We start from the raw sequence: 19853 nt of genomic DNA, 5'->3' as shown, positions 1-19853 counted from the left end.
TTTCCATCGCTCATTAGCTCAATAAAGTACGTCAACCCTCGTCACAGTGGGGGCCCAGCCCCCCACCGCTGTGCAGAGGGTATCGCTCGTTGCGACAACCACTAACTTCTGCGCCATTTGCGCTGCCAAGGCAGTGCTGAGCATGGCTTTACCGCCAACAGTAGTGGCCTTGAAGGCAAGCACACCGGTGGTTGAGCAGGCATTAGTGGCTGAGGCGCCCCAACCGTTCTTCGCGTACAAAATCACCGTACCGTCTTCTTGAGTTGCAATCCTTTCGATTTGCAGGGCATCGGATGAAGCGGCAAATGATGTGCATGGGATAGCCAGCAACAAAGCCTTAATGAATATTTTCTTGAGTTTCATGAAGTTAAAGGTCGTGCGCAATTAATAGTTGTGTGAGTTCTTTTCGATTGAGCAAGAATCATATCGCATAAGTAAGTTCGCAACTAACTTGTTGTACGGGCGCTGTCCCACGACCTGTCCCAGTCAGGCTACCCCGGTCTTGCACTGCAAGATCGAGCAGGACGCCAACGCCAGCCTGGAGGTCTCTCACCACCACTTCGAATGGCACGGCCGGGTCGAGGTACCGGAGGCGGTTCGCATGCGGCTGGCCGATCTCTGCCAGGAACATGGCGGTCGCCTGTCGCAGAACGCTATTCGAGGCAGCCATTTTTCGCTCGTGTAAGAAGGAAGTTTGGATAACCACGACGCCCCACACCTTCGTCGGCGCTGCAATTTCATCTCCGGCACCAGTAGATAAGGTAAAGATTGGAATCACGCCTGCGCCATGGCCGAAAGATGCGGGAGAGATATTTCGAGCAGCTAAGCGTAGCCACACTGTGGAACCATTGTATTTTCAGGCTTTCTTTCGTCGTTTACACAGATTACTGCGCATAACCCTTCTAGAGCGTAATCAATCTTCCACCGCATCTGCGTACGTCAACCCAACGTAAACAAATTTTGTCGCTCCAGCTGTAGCAAGGCACTTTCTCGCCGTCGTGAAATCATGAAATAACGATAGTTAGACTGCCGACAAAAATCCCTTTTGGTCATTAAGGCTGGACAACGTTCGAGGCTGAGATTGGTGTATTAACGCAACCAAAGGATACCGTTGTGACACCGAGGCAGCGGTTCGATCCCGCAGGAAGGTTGCCCGGGGTCCTGGTTCACTTCGCATTCGCACTATCGCGATAGCTCACGCGTCCCGTTCCTGGGTGTCACAAGCATTGGGCCGGGTAATGCGCGAGGAACGCCCTGTCCACATCGACAGGCCTGTTACCTGTTGATACTGTCGGCTGCCGAAAGTTACGACTATCGTGGTTGCAACGGGTTTAATTCAGATTGAATACGCCGTCGAAGAACTCAATACCCAGTCTGTAATGCGAAGGAGCCAGTCATGCCCGAAACTGATGATGCTCGGTTGTATTCGGAAATTTTACAATCGCAGCGCATCATCGCGGTGGTGAAGGAGGTCCTGGGAACCGTCCCTCTTAATGTGCGCGGCCGTGAAGCGCTTGCCATCAATCACACCGGAGATATCAACAGGTTTCAGGATGTCTGGGCCGACCGCGAGATGTTCCTCGGAGTCAGCAACCAGATGCGCGTGGCAGGTATCGGTGCTGTCAACCACGTGACCCGGCAGAATACCAACCAGATCCGCGCATCCTATGGCCACACGGCGGCGCATCACCGCCCTAAGGTAACGTTGGCCGCCCTCGGCGACCGGTATGTGGGCATGTGCCAGGACTACGCTGCGCTGACCTACGCGCTGCTGCGCAGGTATCTTCCGTCCGACCGAATGGTCAGTTATGTATTCGAGACCGACATCGTCCATTATTTCTGCACGATCGGCGATCATGACCAGCGCCAGGTTGCTCCACAACGGCTCATAATCGTCGATTCTTGGTACCTCAACGCCGACGCCGTGCTGTGGACAGACAGTCACCACAAGGCCGCGCGCTATCAGGGTAACACGATCTATTGCAAACCCGGTAAAGCGGCGGGCTACCTGCCACCGCTGAGCGCGCATACGGCGCGTAATCTGATCGCGCAAGCACGGGCAAAATATTCCCAGCTTCCACCAACTCAAACGCAACTGGACGAGCGGAACAGGCACAAGGAGGGCACCAAATTCATGCATAGACAAGATCAATTCGTCGCAATGCAATACGGTAATCACTACACCAATGCCGGCAACAATGCGCGCGTGACCTACACCTTCACGCCGAGGTGCTCAGTTTGCGGGACGCTGAAACGGGGCCTGGCGACGAGAAGTACAAAATGGCATCAATGCACCACATGCCACATCTATTTTTGCTCACGGGACGGATACGCTCGCCCACGCAGCGCGTTCTTTAGCGAGACACGCACCTGCACCTGCGGCGGAACGACGCGCTTATTTATGGGTTCATGGCCAGACGACGAAGCGTGAAGGCGTATTGCCGCTGCCAGACACGCTCCATTGAGGTTCAGGAAGAAGCGCTCAGCGACTGAATTGTTCCAACAGTTGCCTTTCCGGCTCATGCTGCAAACGAGGTCGTGGCGCGTTAGCAGGTCCCTGATAGAGCTCACTGGCATGAGACCTTGATCGGAGTGACGTAGCATTTCCTTTGGCCGGCCACGCCGAAACTACCATCAATAGCGCGTCCATAACTAGCTGCGAGGTCATGCTCGTTTGCATCGACCACCTGACCGCACGGCGCGAGTAGAGGTCGAAAACCATGGCGACAAAGGGCAAGCCCTCTCCAGTCCATACGTATGTAAATTCCGCTGCCCATTGCTGGTCTGGTTCGCTAGCTTCTAACTGGCGGTCCAGCAGGTCCGGTGCGATTGCGTGAACCTCTCCAGCAACTTGACCATGATGCCGGCGGGGTCGATGACGTGCTTTCATGCCGGCCTTCTGCATTAGCTTGGCCACGCGATTTCAACGGGAGCGCAAGTCGCCGAAAGTCTGTCACCTTCGTTGGGTCAACGTTGAACTTCTACAGCTCATTTGACCCAAGGTAGCCCCTTTTGCGGACATCAGTAGACGCAGCCACAATCCATAGATTGTTAATATCAATTACTAGCAATAGCTTGTAAAATGAATTTACAAACTACAAATTGTAAATTCAGAATACAATCTGCAGCTTGTGAGCTAGCTAGCGCATTCTTAAACTTCCACACTACGCCTCCACAGGATGACTATGCAGTACACAATCCAGACTATCGATCAATTAAAGCCACTGCTCCAGGGATTTCGGCGGAAAGCGGGTCTTACTCAGACGGCAATGGCCGAAAAGTTAGGGGTGACCCAACAAAATTATGCTCAACTGGAGTCAAACCTCGGTAGTGCAAGTGTTGAGCGCTTATACAAAGTTCTCCGGTTGCTCAACGTGCAGCTAGTCTTCGATGAACGTGAGAGTACATCAGAAGAGAGCGATGAGATTTCTTCTCAACCAGCCTCTGTTACTCGAGACCAAGCACTGAGCCTTACCCAGTCTAAAAAAGCACCGGCAAAGGTGATCAAGCGTAACGACACGACGAAGTGGTGATACATGGCACGAAGAGGAACGCGAAGCAGTTTGAATGTATGGTTGAACGGCACCCCAGTGGGTCAATGGACTATTCACCGGAACAGCTCAACCTTCACATATTTCGACGATTGGTTAAATGACGAGAACCGTCGCCCTCTATCGTTATCGATGCCGTTGACGGCCGACAATCGGCCATACGTAGACGATGTGGCCACAAACTACTTTGATAATCTCCTCCCGGACAGCGAGCCTATTCGCAGGCGCCTGGCACAACGGTATCGCACAGGAAGTACTTCCCCATTCGACCTGCTTGAAGCGATAGGAAGAGACTGCGTAGGAGCCGTTCAATTGCTGGAGCCGGACGAGGCTCCGAACGACATCTTTACTATTCAAGGCGAAGAACTCAATGAGCATGCTATTGCTGAGTTGCTTCGCGCTACAACTTCACCTGGTGGATTGGGCCACGAAGATCATGTCCCTGATCTCAGGTTGTCTATCGCCGGCGCACAAGAGAAAAATGCGCTCTTGTGGCACGAGGGAAGATGGAAGCTTCCGACTGGAAGCACACCCACGACGCACATTCTGAAGCTGCCGCTAGGACTTGTGGGGAATATGCGTGCCGATATGCGAACCTCGGTGGAGAACGAATGGTTGTGCGCGCAAATTATGGAAGGATTTGGACTTCCCATAGCAAGGACCGCAATCCTCCAGTTCGAGGATCAGAAAGTTTTGGGAGTGGAGCGGTTTGACCGCAAATACTCGGACGACGAGACCTGGATTGTCCGTCTGCCGCAAGAAGACATGTGTCAAGCCATGGGGTATTCACCCCTGGCCAAGTACCAGCAAGACGGTGGACCCGGGATCGAGCGCATCATGAACCTCCTTTTAGGATCGGAGGTCGCGGAAAAAGATCGGCGAAACTTCTTCAAGACACAACTTATATTCTGGCTTTTGCTCGCTACGGATGGACATGCCAAGAACTTCAGCATCGCGCTCGGACCGAGGGGGAAATACCAGGCGACCCCATTGTATGACGTGCTTTCGGTGCACCCTATCGTCGGGCGTGGTGCGAGTAAAATCCCAGCCCAGGATGTAAGGCTGGCCATGGCCGTTCGCGGGAGCACCAACTACTACCACGTCAATCGAATCCGAAGGCGTCATTGGTCTGCGATGGCGCAACAGCTTGGCTTGGGTGCGAAAGCTGCTGAAGCGATAATTGAAGAAGTCCTTGAGGCAGTTCCCAAAGCTGTCGATTCAGTCCGACAGAAAATACCGCCAGCGTTTCCACTTGACCTGGTAGACAGCATTCTCATTGGAATGACGGAACAGAGCGTGAAGCTGAGCGAGACCTGAGTCGAAGCATGCGTCCAATGGCGACAATCGCTGAGCAAAACCATACCAAGGACGGCTTGCCGTTCTGAAGACCTCTTTATCCTGTAACGGAACAGCTTTGATGAGAAAAATTGCAATTCCCCTGTTTTTAATCGTCGTCGTGGTGTATGCCGGCTTCGCGCTGTGGGTGCTTCCAGCCGATGGCATCAGCAAGCTCGGCGTAGGTGAGCGTGGGCAGATCGGCGATACCTTTGGCGCCCTGAATGCATTGTTCTCAAGCCTTGGTTTTGCCGGCATCCTGCTCACGCTATATCTGCAGAAAAAAGACATGGCGATCCAGGCGACGAAAGACGACGAAGAAGTGGCAGAGCGTCGCTCCCTGTTCAATCTGGAGGCCAGCATCCAGGCGTATAGCCAGGCCCTCGGCCTTCTGCGTGATGGCAACAACCACCGCGCAACCTGGATCCGTGCAGCCAGGATTCTCAAGCACGGAAAGGTCCTGGCGGCTGCTGTCACAGTGGATGCGCATAAGCGGGCGCTCGAGTTGCGTTTGCTGGACTATCGGTCGGAATTCCGTGACATTCTTGAGCATAAGCCTGCAGAGTTCTTTTACGGCGTCGCCCCCCACTATTACGAGCTGGGGTTGGACCGCGTGGCAGCGCTGGCTTCTCAGCCGAACGCAGACGAACCGGGCCACGCGATGACTGCAACGAGATGGCTCGACGAAAAGTCAGTCTATGCTGTCCTGGAGGCGTCGCAATGGCCGGAAGACTATCAAGACCCCTTGTGCGATGACCTGCCGGGGGACATGGATATCGAGGAGAAGACCTTCTTCGCACAAGGCCTCGCCAGATACATGGAGCACCGGCAGCAATGGCACTCCATTGCCGGTAGCCTGAGCCCGCGCAACCCGTAGCGGCAACTGGGCTGGCTGCGCCCAACGGCATCCGCTAGTTCAGCGAGCTGAGTGATAAGCCTCATCGAGCGGAGAGAAGCCAGTTCTTGCCGCAGTCTCATATGCATGCGTTTTCAACGCCGACCTTCAGGAATGAGTATTCTGGCGGGCCGCGACTTGGGCGTTCTCGAAGACATCTGATAACCAAGGTGCAGTTCTGTAGGACTGGAGATCGGGAACGAAGATATCGACGTCTTTGCTGAACAGGTGACCATACCGGAGCATGAGGACGGTCCCGCCGCCGAAAGTCCAAAACGGGTTCGCGTAGCCATGCGCTGCAATCTCGTCGATCGCGATCAGCGCCTTCTTGAAAAGAGACTCCCAAGTGTCTGGAAGTCCACCCTGGTTCAACGCTGCCAAACTTCCCGACATACATGCCATTCCTTCGCAAGGCGCTGCAGTTTTTTCATCAGATTTGCTCCGAGAAACCCCGTCTGAGGGCGGGAGTGAAAGGAGCCGGCCGCAACGCGGGCGCTCGCCTTGAGATTAGTGAGATACTGTATAAAATTACAGTATGATTCTCGTCTACCGTTTCCGTGTGAAATCGAAAAACGGGCTGCTTGATCTGCAAGCCCGTAAGGTGAATTTCGTCTGGAACTACTGCAATGATCGGCAGAAAGATGCCTTGCGATTTGAGCGCCCTTGGCTGACCGGCTTCGACTTGAACAAGCTGACTACCGGCAGCAGCAAAGAATTGGAGCTGCACTCTGGTGTGATCAATGCCGTATGCGAACAATTTGCCAAATCGCGTGCCCAACACCGCCGGCCGTATTTGCGTTACCGCGGCCGAAGGTCCTTGGGCCGGGTTCCGCTCAAAGGACGTGACCTGCACAGGGAAGGCAACGCGTTTCGCTTTGCAGGCAATACGTTCCGGGTGTTTTACTCTCGCCCTCTTCCTGAAGGGAAAATCAAGGATGGCAGTTGCTTTGCGCAAGACAGTCGCGGGAACTGGTTCCTCAATATTGCGATCGAGGTAGCCGAGCCGCCGGTCCGGCCACTCGACCACGGTGTCGGTATCGATCTTGGCTTGAAGGATCTCGCTACCCCGTCCGAGGGAGAAAAAATTCCGGCGCCGGGCTTTTATCGTGAGGCGGAAGCGGCGCTGGCAATAGCGCAGCGAGCCCACAAGCGGCGCCGCATCAAAGCCATCCAGGCGCGCACGGCGCGGCGTCGACTGGACTTCTTGCATAACAGGTCGGTGGAACTTGCCCGCGCCTTCGACCATATTGCTGTTGGCAATGTCAATGCCAGTGGACTCGCCCAAACCAGCCTGGCGAAGTCCGTGCTTGATGCAGGCTGGTCGTCCTTCCGTAAGATGCTGGCGTACAAGGCCATGAGGCATGGCGCGCGGTACGTGGAAGTGGACGAACGCTTTACCACCCAGACCTGCTCGAATTGTGGTGCACTGCCCGATTCGAGGCCGAAGGGTATCGCAGGCCTTGGAATAAGAGAGTGGGAATGCAGCGAATGCGGTGTGGTACATGATCGTGATCGTAATGCTGCGTTAAACATTCTCCGTCGCGGACGTGCGACGCTGGAAGCAGGAATCCCCGTCCTTTAGGGCGGGGAGGACGTCAAGATCTTGCTCGAAGGTGCATCAGCGCTTGCAGCTTCGGTGACGGCCTTGACCATCACCGGCAACGGCGCCTCTTCAAGGAGCGCCATGATGTGCGGCCGAAACTGAGGGGGAACCTCACCTGTCCGCAGGACCGCAGCCAATTCGCTGGCCGTGAGAACCTCGCGGTAACTGGTGCTTGCGCTCTTGGCAGCGATGGCCAGGCCGCTCTTCAGGCCCGTGGACTCTTGCGGGCCTGATCACCTTCCAAGTCACGGCGGCAACGGTGCGGGCCCGGCCCGCGCCCGCATGCTATAGTCGAAAAGATAACATTTCTTTTTGGTAATAGACTCATGCGCCGCCTCGACTTCGCCGATAACAGCTCCTTACCGCCCTGGTTTGCACAGGGTGTGCCGGTCTCGCTTTCTCCTGAAATGGCCGCTGCGGCCTTGCCTTCGCGCCGTTCCCCGAAAGCGGTGCCGGAGGCGGATGCGCAAGCGGCCTTGCTGCGCTTGGGTGAAATCGAAAAACCGGATCTGGCTGCCACGGATGCCGATCTGCGTTTGGACTTTTCGGACGCGTGGATGTGCACGCTCACCGGTTCGCTGGATGGCTCGCTGCTGTCGCATGCGATCTTGCTGGCGCTGGCCAACGATCCCGCCTACGGCGCACAGAACAAGGGCGAAGCGCCGCTGGGCGAGCGCATGCTGGACGCCCTGGCCAGCCACAAGGGCCTGGAATACTGTGTCGATGCCTTCATCGAGATGCAAGGCTTGCAGGTGAAGCTGTCGCACAAGGAGTACAAGAACTGGCAGGCCGGCGTCACGCGCAAGGTAACCCGGGAACTCGGCGACCGCTATCCCCTGTCGCCCGTCGAAGTTGCCATGCGGCGGCAGTTGTCGTCGGCGCCGGAGCCGGTATGGCAAGCCTGTGCGGACAAGATCGAAAGCGCGATCCCGAACGTTCCAGCCATGCGCAGGGCCGGCCTTGCCGCGCAACTGCCGGAGCGCCCCGAGGTGTCGAACCGGCTGACGCACACGCTCGCCAAGGGCAAGGCCTCCGCCTCCCTGCCCGTGCTGCTGCTGACGGCCACCGATCCTGCGCTGCACGGCATGCTGGGCAGTGAACTGATCGAAGAAGACCGCTGGGCTTCAGGCTTGATGCTGGTGGCCAGCGTCGTGCAGGAACAGGGTGTGGACGCGCTTCCTGTCCTGGAACTGGTCGCGAGCAGCGCCGCAGCCACCATCGCCCTGAGCCAGATCGGCACGCCGGAGGCAATCAAACTGCTGGCGGAAGTGTATTGCGCCACGCCGGCGCGGTCCGGCATTTCCGACGACATGATGTGGTGGCTCGCTGATCGCAAGACGGCGCTTCGGCATCTGACCGCAGCGCTCAAGCAATGGCCGCTTGCGAGCATTGCGGCCCTGGCCGAGCTGGGCGGCTTGCGCGGCAAGGATGGCGACATGCTGCAGGCGGAACTGGCAAAGCTGGTGCGGGCGAATGCGGGACACGTGTCGCAACTGCTGCCCTGGGTCAGCCCCGCCGCGCAGGCGGTGTTGCAACGCCTTGGCGAGCAATCCGGATCGGCGGTGCCGGTGGCGGCGCAGGCCGACCTGCCGGGCGTATTGGCTGATCCGCCCTGGCTGCGGCCACGAAAGAAGGCCGCCGCTGCGCTGGCCGTGCTGCCTTTGCCCGTGGCGCCAATCGAGCGATGGGATGGCATCGACCGCGAACAATGGGCATCGCTGGACCGCTGGCAGCAGAAGGACTTCGACAAGGCGCGCAAGGACACCGCCGTGCTGGTGGATGCCCTGGGCTTCTGCCGCAATCCGGGACATGCCGGCGACGAGGCGCGCCGCATGGCTGCACAGGCCATTGCCAACGCGGACAGCGAGGAGCTGGCCGAGGCCTGGCAGCTCTATCGGCAAGGCGACCAGCGGGCAACGCTCTCGACGCGCTTCCTGACCTTGCTGCCGGGGGACATGGGCGTCGAAACCTGGAACAGGCTGGCCGGCGAGGCGGAGCCTTATGGCGTGGACTACCTGCTTAGCCAGTTCGGCCTGGCGGCGGCGCCCGGCTTTGCGGCAATGATGCGCGACAGCGTTGACAAGATGCTGCCGCTGGCGCCATGCCTCGGTGCGGTGGAACTCGCGGCGCCGGTTGCGCGCGCCGCGGCCAAGCTCAAGAAGCTGCAGGACGAGGCGCGCCGCTGGCTGTTGCGTTTTCCTGAACATGCCATCGCCGGCCTGATCGCCCCTGCGATCGGCAAGGCGGGCGCGGCGCGCAGTAGTGCATTGTCGGCGCTGCGCTTCCTGCGCGGCCACGGTTATGAGTCGCTGATTGTCGGCATGAGTTGGCGCTACGAAGATCCTGCGGTTGCCGAGGCAGTGCGCGCCATGCTGGACGAAGACCCGCTCGAGTGCCTTCCGGCCAAATTGCCCAAGCTGCCCGATTTCTGGACGCCGCTGGGCTGGCGCCGTCCGCTGCTGAACGGCACCGCCGGTGCCGTGCCGGACGCAGTGCTCGATCACATCGGCACCATGCTGGCCTTGCCGACCGTGGACGGCGTGTACGCCGGCATTGCGCAGCTCAAGGAGGCTTGCACGCCCGAGTCCCTGGCGAACTTCAGCTGGGATTGTTTTACCGCCTGGCTGAGCGCAGGCGGGCCTGCCAAGGAAAGCTGGGCCCTGTCGGCCCTGGGATGGCTGGGCAACGACGACACGGCGCGCCGGCTCACCCCTTACATCCGCGCCTGGCCGGGAGAAGCGGCGCATGCGCGCGCGGTGGCCGCACTGGACGTGCTGGCCGATATCGGCACCGACGTCGCACTGCTGCTGCTGAACGACATTGCACAAAAGTTGAAGTTCACGGGACTGCTGGTCAAGGCACGCGAAAAGATCGACCAGATCGCGGAGAACCGCGGCCTGTCGAGGGAGGAGCTGGAAGACCGGTTGGCGCCCGTCCTTGGCCTGGACGACAATGGCAGCATGCTGCTGGACTTCGGCCCGCGCCAGTTCCGCGTCGGCTTCGACGAAATGCTGAAACCTTATGTTCGCGACAGCGACGGCACGCGCCTGAAGGACCTGCCCAAGCCGAAAAAGACCGACGACGAAGCGCAGGCCGCCGACGCGGTCGAGCGCTTCAAGGCACTGAAGAAGGACGTCCGCACCGTCGCCAGCCAGCAGTTGCTGCGCCTGGAGCAAGCCATGTGCAGCGGCCGCCGCTGGCGCCCCGAGCACTTCGGCCAGTTCCTTGCCGGCCATCCGCTGGTGCGGCACCTGGTGCAGCGCCTGGCCTGGGGCGTCTACGTCCAGGAAGAAGGAAAGGCCGGCGGCGGGAAGCTGCTGCATTGCTTCCGTGTGTCTGCAGAAGGCAGCTATACGGACGCGGACGATAACCCGATCGCGCTGCCGGAAGGCGAGCTTATTTACGTCGGCTTGCCGCACCCGCTCGACATGCCGCAGCAGGATGTTGTGCAATTCGGACAGTTGTTTGCCGATTACGAGCTGCTGCAACCTTTCGCCCAGCTTGGGCGCGATACCTACCGGCTCGAAGCCGGGGAGCATTCCGCCACCGCGCTGGAACGCTGGAAAGGCAAGGTGGTCGCCACCGGCCGCGTGCTCGGCCTGGCAAGCAGGGGCTGGCGCCGCGGATCGTCCATGGACGGCGGCGGCGTTTCGTACTTCAGCAAGCCGGTTGCCGGCGCCAGGGTGGTCGAACTGATGCTCGATCCGGGCATCATCGTCGGCCTGGCCGACGAATATCCGGAGCAGACGCTTGGCGCCGTCACGATGCGGAATGGCAGCATGGCCAGCCTCGATCCCGTCAGCGCCAGTGAGCTGGTGCGGGACATGGAGTCCTTGTTAACCTGAGCGGCCGCGTGGTAAAGTCAAAATTACAAGTTTCCTTTAGGTAATTGAACTTTCATGCACGGTAATGAGCTCCCCGATATGACGACCCCACCCTGGCTGGCGCAGGGTGAGCCGCTGGCGATTTCCAAAAGGATGGCGGAAGCGGCACTCGCTTCGCGCCGCGCGCCGAAACCGGTTCCGCAAGTCGACCCGAAGCAGGTTTTGCGCAGCATGTGGGAGACCTTCGAGATTGACCCGGCGCGCAGCGATGCCGAGTTTCGCGAGGCATGCGCGGAAGCGTCGCAGCGGCTGCAGGAGCAAACCCTCGACGGTTCGCTGCTGTCCGATGCAATCCTGCTTGCCATGTCGAACAATCCAGTGTTCCGCAGCGGCGCGGAGGATGTGCATCCGTTTGGCGAGCCGATGCTCGGTGCCATCGCCGCGCACAAAGGCTTGGAGTACTGCGTCGACGTCTTCATCGAAATGCTCAAGCTGCAAGTGGGCTTCCTGCCGTCGCGGGAGAAAAAGCGGAAGGCGGTCATCGAGTGCCGCGAGCTGCTTCCGCTGGCCAAGTATGAGCCGTTCTGCGGGGCCGAAATTGCCCTGCGCCGCCAGCTGTCCAATGCACCGGAGGCGACTTGGCGGGCTTGTGCCGACAAGATCGAGCAAGCGCTGCCCGCCATCCCGCTCGCGCGCAGGGCTTCACTCGCCGCGCAGTTGCCGGAACGTCCGGAGCTGTCCAACCGCCTGGTGCATGAACTTGCAGGCAGCCCGGCGCATGCAAGCTTGCCGCTGCTGCTGGTGTCGGCCGACGAGCCGGAACTGCTGCGGGTTCTGGGCGAAAAAATGCCTGAGCGCGGACGCTACTTCACCAGCCCGATGCTGGCGGCGACCATCCTGGCCGGGAAGGGCGTGCAGGCATGCTCGCCCTTCAGCGTTGCCGTCACGCGCGATGTGGTCAGCGAGGCCCTGACCCAGATCGGCACCCCGGAAGCCATCCGGCTGCTGGTCGAATCGGTCGCGCAGACTACCGATCCGGAATACGAGGGATGGGATACCGCGGTCGAACGCCGGACCGCGCTGGTGCGCCTGGCTGCGGCGCTCCAGCAATGGCCCGTTGCCGGCATCGCTGCGCTGGCGGAGATTGGCGAAAGGCCGGGCAAGGTTGGCATGGTGGCGTCGTCCAGCCTGGCGGCGCTGGTCAGCGAGCATGCCGAAGTGGTTCCCCAGCTCCTGCGCTGGGTCAGCCCGGCTGCGCAGGCATTGCTGCAACGCCTGCTCGGACAACGCGATACTTCGCTGGAAGAGGCGGCGCGCGAGGATCTGCCGGGCGTGCTGGCGAACCCGCCGTGGCTGCGGCTGCGCAAGAAGGCCCTTGCATCGATCGATTTGCAGCCGTTGCCGCTGGCTCCCGTGGAGCGATGGGACGACGTCGACCGCGAAGAATGGGCGAACGCGGGCCCATGGTGGGAAGACACCTTCGAGCGCGCACGCAAGGATCCGGCAGCGTGGGTGGCGGAGCTGGGGTTCAGCCGCAATCCGGGGACGTCCGGCGATGAAGCCCGCAGGCAGGCGATCCAGGCCATCGCAGAAGCCGACAGCAAGGCGATGGTGGCCGCCTGGCGGCTGTACGTATTGGGCGATCCGTGGGCGCGCCTCTATGCGCCGTTGATTACGCGGCTGCCGGGAGAAATGGGCGTCGAGACCTGGAGCCTGCTTTCCAATTCAGTCGACGTCAGTGGCAGGTGCCTGGAATTCCTGCTGGCGCGATTCGGCTTGCGCGCGCTGCCCGGCTTTGAGGCTTTGCTGCGCCACCGCTTCGACGAAGTGGTCGAGTATGCCCCGTGCTTTGGCTCCGTCGGCATGGCGGCGCCGATGGCGCGCGCTGCGGTCAAGCTCAAGAAACTGCAGGCGCAGGGGCGGCGATGGCTGCTGCGCTTCCCCGAACATGCGATTTGCGGGCTGATTGCACCGGCGCTCGGCAAGGCGGGCGAAGAGAAGTCCTGCGCCATGTCTGCGTTGCGCTACTTGCGCGCGAACGGGCATGAAGCGCTGATCCTGAAGGTTGCGGCCCGATACGAGAACGCCGCAGTCTCTGCCACGCTGCGTGCCCTGCTCGATGAAGATCCGCTTGAACGCCTGCCGGCCAAGCTTCCCAAGCTCCCTGACTTCTGGGCGCCGCGCGGGTGGCGCCGCCTGGTGTTGAATGAGTCCGGCGGCGCCAGTGCCGGCAAGGCGGTGCCGAACGACGTGCTGGTGCATGTGGGGACCATGCTGATGCTGCCGACGGTCGATGGCGTGTATCCCGGCATCGCCCAGCTCCGGGATGCCTGCACCCCCGAATCGCTGGCGGACTTTAGCTGGGACTGTTTCATGGCATGGTTGAATGCCGGTGGCGTCGTCAAGGACGGCTGGGCGATGTCGGCCCTGGGCTGGCTGGGCACGGACGATACCGCCCGCAAGCTGATGCCGTTCATTAAGGCGTGGCCGCCGGAAGGGGCGCATGCACGGGCGGTAGCGGCGCTGGACGTGCTGACCGACATCGGCAGCGAACTTGCGCTGATGCTGATGAACAGCGTCGCGCAGAAGGCCAGGCAAAAGCCGCTGCAGGACAAGGCGCGCGAAAAAATCGCCAGGATCGCCGAGGCGCGCGGCCTGACGACCGAGGAGCTGGAAGACCGCATGGCGCCAGACCTGGGCCTCGGGCAGGACGGCACCCTCGTGCTGGACTTCGGTGCGCGCCGCTTCCGGGCCGGCTTCGACGAGGCGCTGAAGCCTTTTGTGCGCGACGAAGACGGCTACCGGCTGCCCGACCTGCCGAAGCCGAGGCAGAGCGATGACGAGGCGCTCTCCACAGCCGCGGTCGAGCGCTTCAAGGCCCTGAAAAAGGACGCCCGCGCCATCGCCAGCCAGCAGGTAGCGCGCCTGGAATGGGCCATGTGCAGCCGGCGCCGCTGGAGCCACCAGCACTTCCGCCAGTTCCTGGTCGAGCACCCGCTGCTGCGCCACCTCGTGCAACGCCTGGTTTGGGGCGTGTATGCGGTGGGCGGCGATGGCGCGCAATTGCTGGATTGCTTCCGCGTCGCGGAAGACGGCAGCTACGCCACCGGCGACGACGATGCCTTCACTTTGCCGGAGGGCGAGCATATCCGGGTGGGACTGCCGCATGCGCTCGAATTGCCGCCGCAAGCCGCCGAGAAGTTTGGCCAGGTGTTCGCCGACTACAAGCTGTTGCAGCCTTTCGTCCAGCTGGGGCGCGATACCCATGCGCTGGAAGCCGGCGAACAGGCGCAAGCGCAGCTCGCCCGCTGGAAGGGCGTGGTGATCGCCACAAACCGCGTGCTTGGCCTGGCCAGCAGGGGCTGGAGGCGCGGGCAGGCCATCAACGGCGGCTTGATCTGCTCCTTCCAGAAGCCGGCCAATGGTTCCAGGATCATCGAGCTGACGTTCGAACCTGGCATCTACGCGGGCATGGTCAACGAGAATCCGGAGCAGTCGCTGGAAAGCATCTCCGTGGGCATGCTTGCAAGTTGGGGCGGAATCAAGACGGCCGAAAGCCTGGCTGCCCTCGACCCGATCGCCGCCAGTGAACTGATACGCGACATCGAATCCCTGCGGGCATGAGCGCCCGCAAACACTACTTGAATGTGAACTCCTATGCGCCGTTTTGAATTCGTCGACGACAGCTCGAACAAATTTTGGGAAATTGAACAGGATGGATTGGACCTGAACCTGCGCTGGGGCAGGATCGGTACCCAGGGCCAGAGCCAGACCAAGTCCTTTGCCGACAATGCCAAGTGCAGCGCCGCCATGGCCAAGCTCATCGCCGAAAAGACCGGCAAGGGCTATTCTGAAGTGGACACGGCGCCGGCTGCCGCGATCGGCAAGACTGCGGCCAAGCCGGTGGCGGCGCCGGAGCCCGTGGCCGCTGCGGAGGCACCAGCGCCGGCACCGGCACCGGCGGCGGCCCCTGCGCCGGCGCCCGTTGCCGCCGCCGATCCGGCGACCACGCCGCCCTGGCTGGTGCACATGCCGCCCGTGTCGCTGCCCAGGAAGCTGGCGGCAGCAGCGCTGGCATCGCGCCGCTTCCCGAAACCGGTGCCGGCGGTCGATGCGCAGGACGTGTTCCGCCGCTTCTTCGAGTGCCAGCAGCCGGATGCCGACGCGACAGACGCCGAACTGCGGCCCGCATTCGAAGAAGCATGGGAGCGGCTGCGGAACCAGGTCCTGGACGGCTCATTGCAATCGGACGCCGTCTTGCTCGCGCTGTCGGCCAAGCTTCCCTATGACTGGGAAGGCAAGAATGAGCTGCTGGCGCTAAAGATGCTGCATGCCCTCGTCAAGCACAAGGGCCTGGAGCACTGCGTCGATGCCTTTATCGAAATGCAGCGCATGCAGGTAAAGTGGCAGAGTGCCGGAAACCTGCCTCGCAAAGTCAGCATCACGTCCATCATCACCAGTGAACTGGGCACCTCGAGCCTGATGACGCCGGTCGAAGTCGCCATGCGGATCCAGTTGTCGTCGGCACCGGAAGCAGTATGGCAGGCGTGCGCCGACAAGATCGAGAATGCCATCCCCTCCGTTCACGCGCTGCGCAGGGCCGGACTGGCGGCACAGTTGCCCGAGCGGCCGGAGGTTGCCGACCGGCTGGTGCCCGAGCTGTCCAAAGGCCCGGCGTTGGAGACCCTGCCCCTGCTGCAGCTGGCGGCCAGCGATACCGGCCTGCTGGAAAAGTCCGGTATCAAGATTTCCAGCCATGAGCGCTGGTCGAGGAATCCGATGCTGGCGGCGACGATGGTGCAGGAGCGCGGCCCGCATGCCTTCGCAGTGCTGAAACTGATGCCGTACTGCGAACCGGCCAACGAAGCCCTGGCTTTCGTCGGCACGCCGGAAGCCGTCAAGCTGCTGGTCGAGGTCCTGGCCGAGGTGTCCGATACCAGTACCTGGACTCCCGTGTCGCTGAAACTGGCGCGCGCCAGTTTCTCGGCCGCGGTCATGCACGCGCCCCTGGCGGGTATTGCTGCCCTGGCGGAACTGGGCGAACGGCGCGGCAAGGAAGGCGAAGTCCTGCAGCTGACGCTGGCGATGCTGCTGCGCATCCATTCCGGTCAGGTTCCGCAGCTGATGCCATGGCTGTCTCCTGCCGCGCAGGCCTTGCTGCATCGCCAGCTCGAGAAAACCAGCGCCACGGTTGCGCTGGCCGCACAGGAAGACCTGCCGGGCGTGCTGGCCGATCCGCCATGGCTGCGGCCGCGCAAGAAGCCTGCTCCCGCACTGGTGGTGCAGCCCTTGCCCCTGGCGCCGGTCGAGCGCTGGGACGACATCGACCGCGAGGAATGGCTGTCCGCTGCACGCAGCCATTACTGGGGGCGTATCGAGGGCGAGCCTGAAGCTCCCGACCAGATGGCATGGGCGATGCGTTTCCACTGGCACGAACCCGATGTGGAAGCGTGCACCCAGGCCAGCAAGGCCATTGCAAATGCCGATGCCAACGCACTGGCCGCAGCCTGGCGCATGTACCGGCAGAGGGACGCTGGTCGAGTGATCTGCGCGATGGCTATTCCGCTGTTGCCCGGCGCGATGGGCGCCGATGCCTGGAATATGCTGGCCAGCGACGTGGATCCTTACCCGCCGCAGATTGCCTTCCTGCTCGCCAGGCTTGGGCTGCCCGCGCTGCCCGGCTTCGAGGCGATGCTGGCGCGCCGTCCGGCAGATATGGCGCCATTGGCCAAATGCTTCGGCGCCGTTGGCATGGCATCGCCCATGGCGCGCGCCGCGACCAAGCTCAAAAAGGTGCAGGAGGAAGCCCGCCAGTGGCTGCTGCGCTTCCCCGCACATGCGATTTGCGGCCTGATTGCGCCGGCGCTCGGCAAGGCGGGCGAGGACCGTGATTGCGCGGCGTCGGCACTGCGCTACCTGCGCATGAACGGCCACGAGGCATTGATCTTCGACATCGCGGCACGTTACGAGGACGCTGCAGTTGACGCGGCATTGCGCGCCCTGCTCGATGAAGATCCGCTCGAACGCTTGCCGGCCAAGCTGCCCAAGCTGCCTGATTTCTGGGCGCCGCTGGGATGGCGCCGCCCGGTGCTGAATGACAGCTGCGGCGCCGGCGCGGGCAAGGCGGTGCCGGACCAGGCGCTGGACCACATCGGCACCATGCTGATGTTGCCAACCGCGGAAGGACTGTACCCGGGCATTGCGCAAATCAAGGACGCGTTCACTGCGGAATCGCTGGCGGATTTTGCCTGGGACTGTTTCTCGTCCTGGCTGAATGCCGGCGGCAATTCCAAGGAAGGCTGGGCCATGACCGCATTGGGCTGGCTGGGAACGGACGACACGGCGCGCAAGCTCACGCCGTACATCCGCGCCTGGCCGGGCGAGTCGGCGCATGCGCGTGCCGTGTCGGCGTTGGACGTGCTGGCCGACATCGGCACCGACACCGCGTTGATGCTGTTGAACGGCATCGCGCAAAAGGTCAAGTTCAAGGGCCTGCAGGACAAGGCGCGCGAAAAGATCGACAAGATTGCCGAGGAGCGGGAGCTGACCACCGAGGAGCTGGAAGACCGCTTGGCGCCCGACCTGGGCCTGGACGACAACGGCAGCGTGCTGCTGGACTTCGGCCCGCGCCAGTTCCGCGTCGGTTTCGACGAGGCGCTGAAGCCGTATGTGCGCGACAGCGATGGCAAGCGCCTGGCCGACCTGCCCAAGCCGAAGCAAAGCGACGACGCGGCATTGGCCGGCGCCGCCGTCGAACGCTACAAACTGCTCAAGAAGGACGCCCGCACCATCGCCAGCCAGCAAGTGCTGCGCCTTGAATGGGCCATGTGCAGCCGGCGCCGCTGGCTGCCGGAGCACTTCCGCCAGTTCCTGGCCCAACATCCGCTGGTGCGCCACCTGGTGCAGCGCCTGGTGTGGGGCGTCTACGAGATGGCCGGCAGCGGCGACGCCGGCGGCAAGCTGCTGGCATGCTTCCGCGTGGCCGAAGACGGCAGCTGGACCACCGGCGAGGACGACAGCTTCACGATGCCGGAAGGCGCCAATCTTTGCGTCGGCCTGCCGCATCCGCTTGAATTGGCGGCCGAAACTGCCGCGCAGTTCGGCCAGCTGTTCGCCGATTATGAGCTGCTGCAGCCGTTTTCCCAGCTGGGGCGCGATACCTATGCGCTGGACGCCGAAGAGCAGTCCGCGACGGTCCTGGAGCGCTGGAAAGGCGCCGTCGTTCCCACCGGCCGCGTGCTTGGCCTGGTCAACAAAGGCTGGCGGCGCGGGCAGGCGCAGGACGCCGGCGGCATCTGGTTCTTCCACAAGCCGCTCAGCCGCTCCAGGGTGATCGAACTGACCCTCGACCCCGGCATCATCGTGGGCATGGTGGACGAGTATCCGGAACAGACGCTGCAGACCGTCTCGGTCGGTTCGCCATCGAGCTGGGGCGAGATCAGGGCGGCCGAAAGCCTGGCGATCCTCGACCCGATCGCCACCAGTGAACTGATACGCGACCTCGAATCCTTGCGGGCATGACACCATGAAGAAAACACCCATCAAAGAATCGCCGGCCTTGCAGCGCCCGCCGGCGGAAATCCTCCATGCGCAGGAGCTGCAGCGCCTGCGCGAGAGCGACAACGGCCCGCGCCCGCCGGGCTGGGCGCTCAGCCTGACCGCAGCGCGCAAGTTCATCCTGGGCGACGACACGCTGGATGTCACGCGCAAGATCGTGGCGCCTGCCGCATCGATCGAGCGCATGCTGGTGACCCTGGCAACAGGCCGCGGCCTGATGCTGGTGGGCGAGCCGGGCACGGCGAAGTCGCTGCTGTCCGAACTGCTGGCCACCGCCATCTGCGGCAAGTCGACCCTGACCATCCAGGGCGGCGCCTCGATCACCGAAGACCAGATCAAGTATTCCTGGAATTACGCCCTGCTGATCAACGAGGGCCCGAGCCCGCGCGCGCTGGTGCCTGCGCCGCTGTACCAGGGCATGCGCGACGGCCAGGTGGTGCGCTTCGAAGAAATCACGCGCGCGCCGCTGGAAGTCCAGGACTGCCTGCTTGGCATGCTGTCCGACCGCGTCATGAGCGTGCCTGAACTGGCGGGCGAAGACGGCATGCTGTATGCGCGCGACGGCTTCAACATCATCGCCACGGCCAACACGCGCGATCGCGGCGTGAACGAAATGAGCGCAGCGCTCAAGCGCCGTTTCGACTTCGAAACCGTGTTCCCCATCCTCGACTTCGACCATGAGCTGGCGCTGGTGAAGGATGCTTCCGCCCGCCTGCTGGAGAAGAGCGCCATTCCGCGCAGCCTGCCGGTGCCGGTGCTGGAATTGCTGGTGACCACCTTCCGCGACCTGCGCGGCGCCGTCCAGGCGCACGGCGGCGACGCGGCCATGGACCGGCTGACAGCTGTCATGTCGACCGCCGAGGCGGTCAATGTCGCCCATGCGGTCGGCGTGCGCGCCTGGTTCCTCGAGCAGCGCGACGGCAGCCCGGCCGACCTGGTCGACTGCATTGCCGGCACGGTGGTCAAGGACAACGCCGACGACCGTGCCAAGCTGCGCCGCTACTTCGAACAGAAGGTGGCCAGGAAGAACGGCGCCCATTGGCAGGCCTACTTCGAAGCGAGGCAGCGTTTGCCGTGACGCCCGTATC

The 19853-nt window shown here is 61.9% G+C and carries 12 protein-coding genes; 10 read left to right on the top strand and 2 right to left on the bottom strand.

Translation table 11 applies throughout. The features are described 5' to 3' along the window. Positions 1–18: 18 nt before the first annotated feature. The gene (locus ACN9MU_RS00515; RefSeq protein ID WP_426319859.1) at positions 19–363 is read right to left on the bottom strand and encodes a hypothetical protein; all 345 of its coding nucleotides are present in this window, start codon (positions 361–363) and stop codon (positions 19–21) included. Between the two features lie 139 nt (positions 364–502). Here ACN9MU_RS00515 and ACN9MU_RS00510 point away from each other — a divergent pair, with 139 nt between their 5' ends. The 5 genes from ACN9MU_RS00510 to ACN9MU_RS00490 all read left to right on the top strand — a co-directional run bounded on the left by ACN9MU_RS00510 (position 503) and on the right by ACN9MU_RS00490 (position 5763). Then, positions 503–685, top strand: a complete 183-nt coding sequence (locus tag ACN9MU_RS00510) for a hypothetical protein (protein WP_426319857.1) — start codon at positions 503–505, stop codon at positions 683–685. Between the two features lie 711 nt (positions 686–1396). After that, complete coding sequence (locus ACN9MU_RS00505; protein ID WP_426319855.1) at positions 1397–2431, top strand: hypothetical protein; 1035 nt, start codon at positions 1397–1399, stop codon at positions 2429–2431. A 754-nt stretch (positions 2432–3185) separates the two neighbouring features. Beyond that, a complete protein-coding gene (locus tag ACN9MU_RS00500; protein WP_426319853.1) occupies positions 3186–3533 on the top strand; it encodes a helix-turn-helix domain-containing protein in 348 nt (115 codons plus the stop codon). A gap of 3 nt (positions 3534–3536) precedes the next feature. Beyond that, positions 3537–4868, top strand: a complete 1332-nt coding sequence (locus ACN9MU_RS00495) for a type II toxin-antitoxin system HipA family toxin (protein WP_426343981.1) — start codon at positions 3537–3539, stop codon at positions 4866–4868. A gap of 100 nt (positions 4869–4968) precedes the next feature. Next, positions 4969–5763, top strand: coding sequence for a hypothetical protein (locus ACN9MU_RS00490; protein WP_426166478.1), 795 nt, complete (start codon positions 4969–4971; stop codon positions 5761–5763). 126 nt (positions 5764–5889) lie between these two features. On the opposite strand, the gene ACN9MU_RS00485 is transcribed toward ACN9MU_RS00490, so the two are convergent. Further along, positions 5890–6174: a nucleotidyl transferase AbiEii/AbiGii toxin family protein gene (locus ACN9MU_RS00485; RefSeq protein ID WP_426166476.1), complete on the bottom strand. Its 285-nt coding sequence runs from the start codon at positions 6172–6174 to the stop codon at positions 5890–5892. Between the two features lie 142 nt (positions 6175–6316). On the opposite strand from ACN9MU_RS00485, the gene ACN9MU_RS00480 reads away from it, so the two are divergent. From ACN9MU_RS00480 to ACN9MU_RS00460, 5 genes are all read left to right on the top strand, one after another. Next, entirely contained in the window at positions 6317–7363 is a 1047-nt protein-coding gene (locus ACN9MU_RS00480) for an RNA-guided endonuclease InsQ/TnpB family protein (protein ID WP_426166474.1), read from the top strand. Between the two features lie 347 nt (positions 7364–7710). Continuing rightward, positions 7711–11229, top strand: a complete 3519-nt coding sequence (locus ACN9MU_RS00475; protein WP_426343980.1) for a DUF4132 domain-containing protein — start codon at positions 7711–7713, stop codon at positions 11227–11229. A gap of 78 nt (positions 11230–11307) precedes the next feature. Further along, positions 11308–14832 carry a DUF4132 domain-containing protein gene (locus tag ACN9MU_RS00470; RefSeq protein WP_426343979.1) on the top strand — a complete coding sequence of 1175 codons (3525 nt, stop codon included), beginning with the start codon at positions 11308–11310 and terminating at the stop codon, positions 14830–14832. A 33-nt stretch (positions 14833–14865) separates the two neighbouring features. After that, on the top strand, positions 14866–18729 hold the full coding sequence (locus ACN9MU_RS00465) for a WGR and DUF4132 domain-containing protein (RefSeq protein WP_426343978.1): 3864 nt from the start codon (positions 14866–14868) through the stop codon (positions 18727–18729). 4 nt (positions 18730–18733) lie between these two features. Then, on the top strand, positions 18734–19843 hold the full coding sequence (locus ACN9MU_RS00460) for an ATP-binding protein (protein WP_426343977.1): 1110 nt from the start codon (positions 18734–18736) through the stop codon (positions 19841–19843). Positions 19844–19853 lie beyond the last annotated feature (10 nt).

Source organism: Pseudoduganella sp. R-32, assembly GCF_049913245.1.
GTDB lineage: Bacteria > Pseudomonadota > Gammaproteobacteria > Burkholderiales > Burkholderiaceae_D > Rugamonas.
The sequence above is the reverse complement of the archived record's forward strand: the minus strand, read 5'-3'. Positions and strand labels throughout refer to the sequence as shown.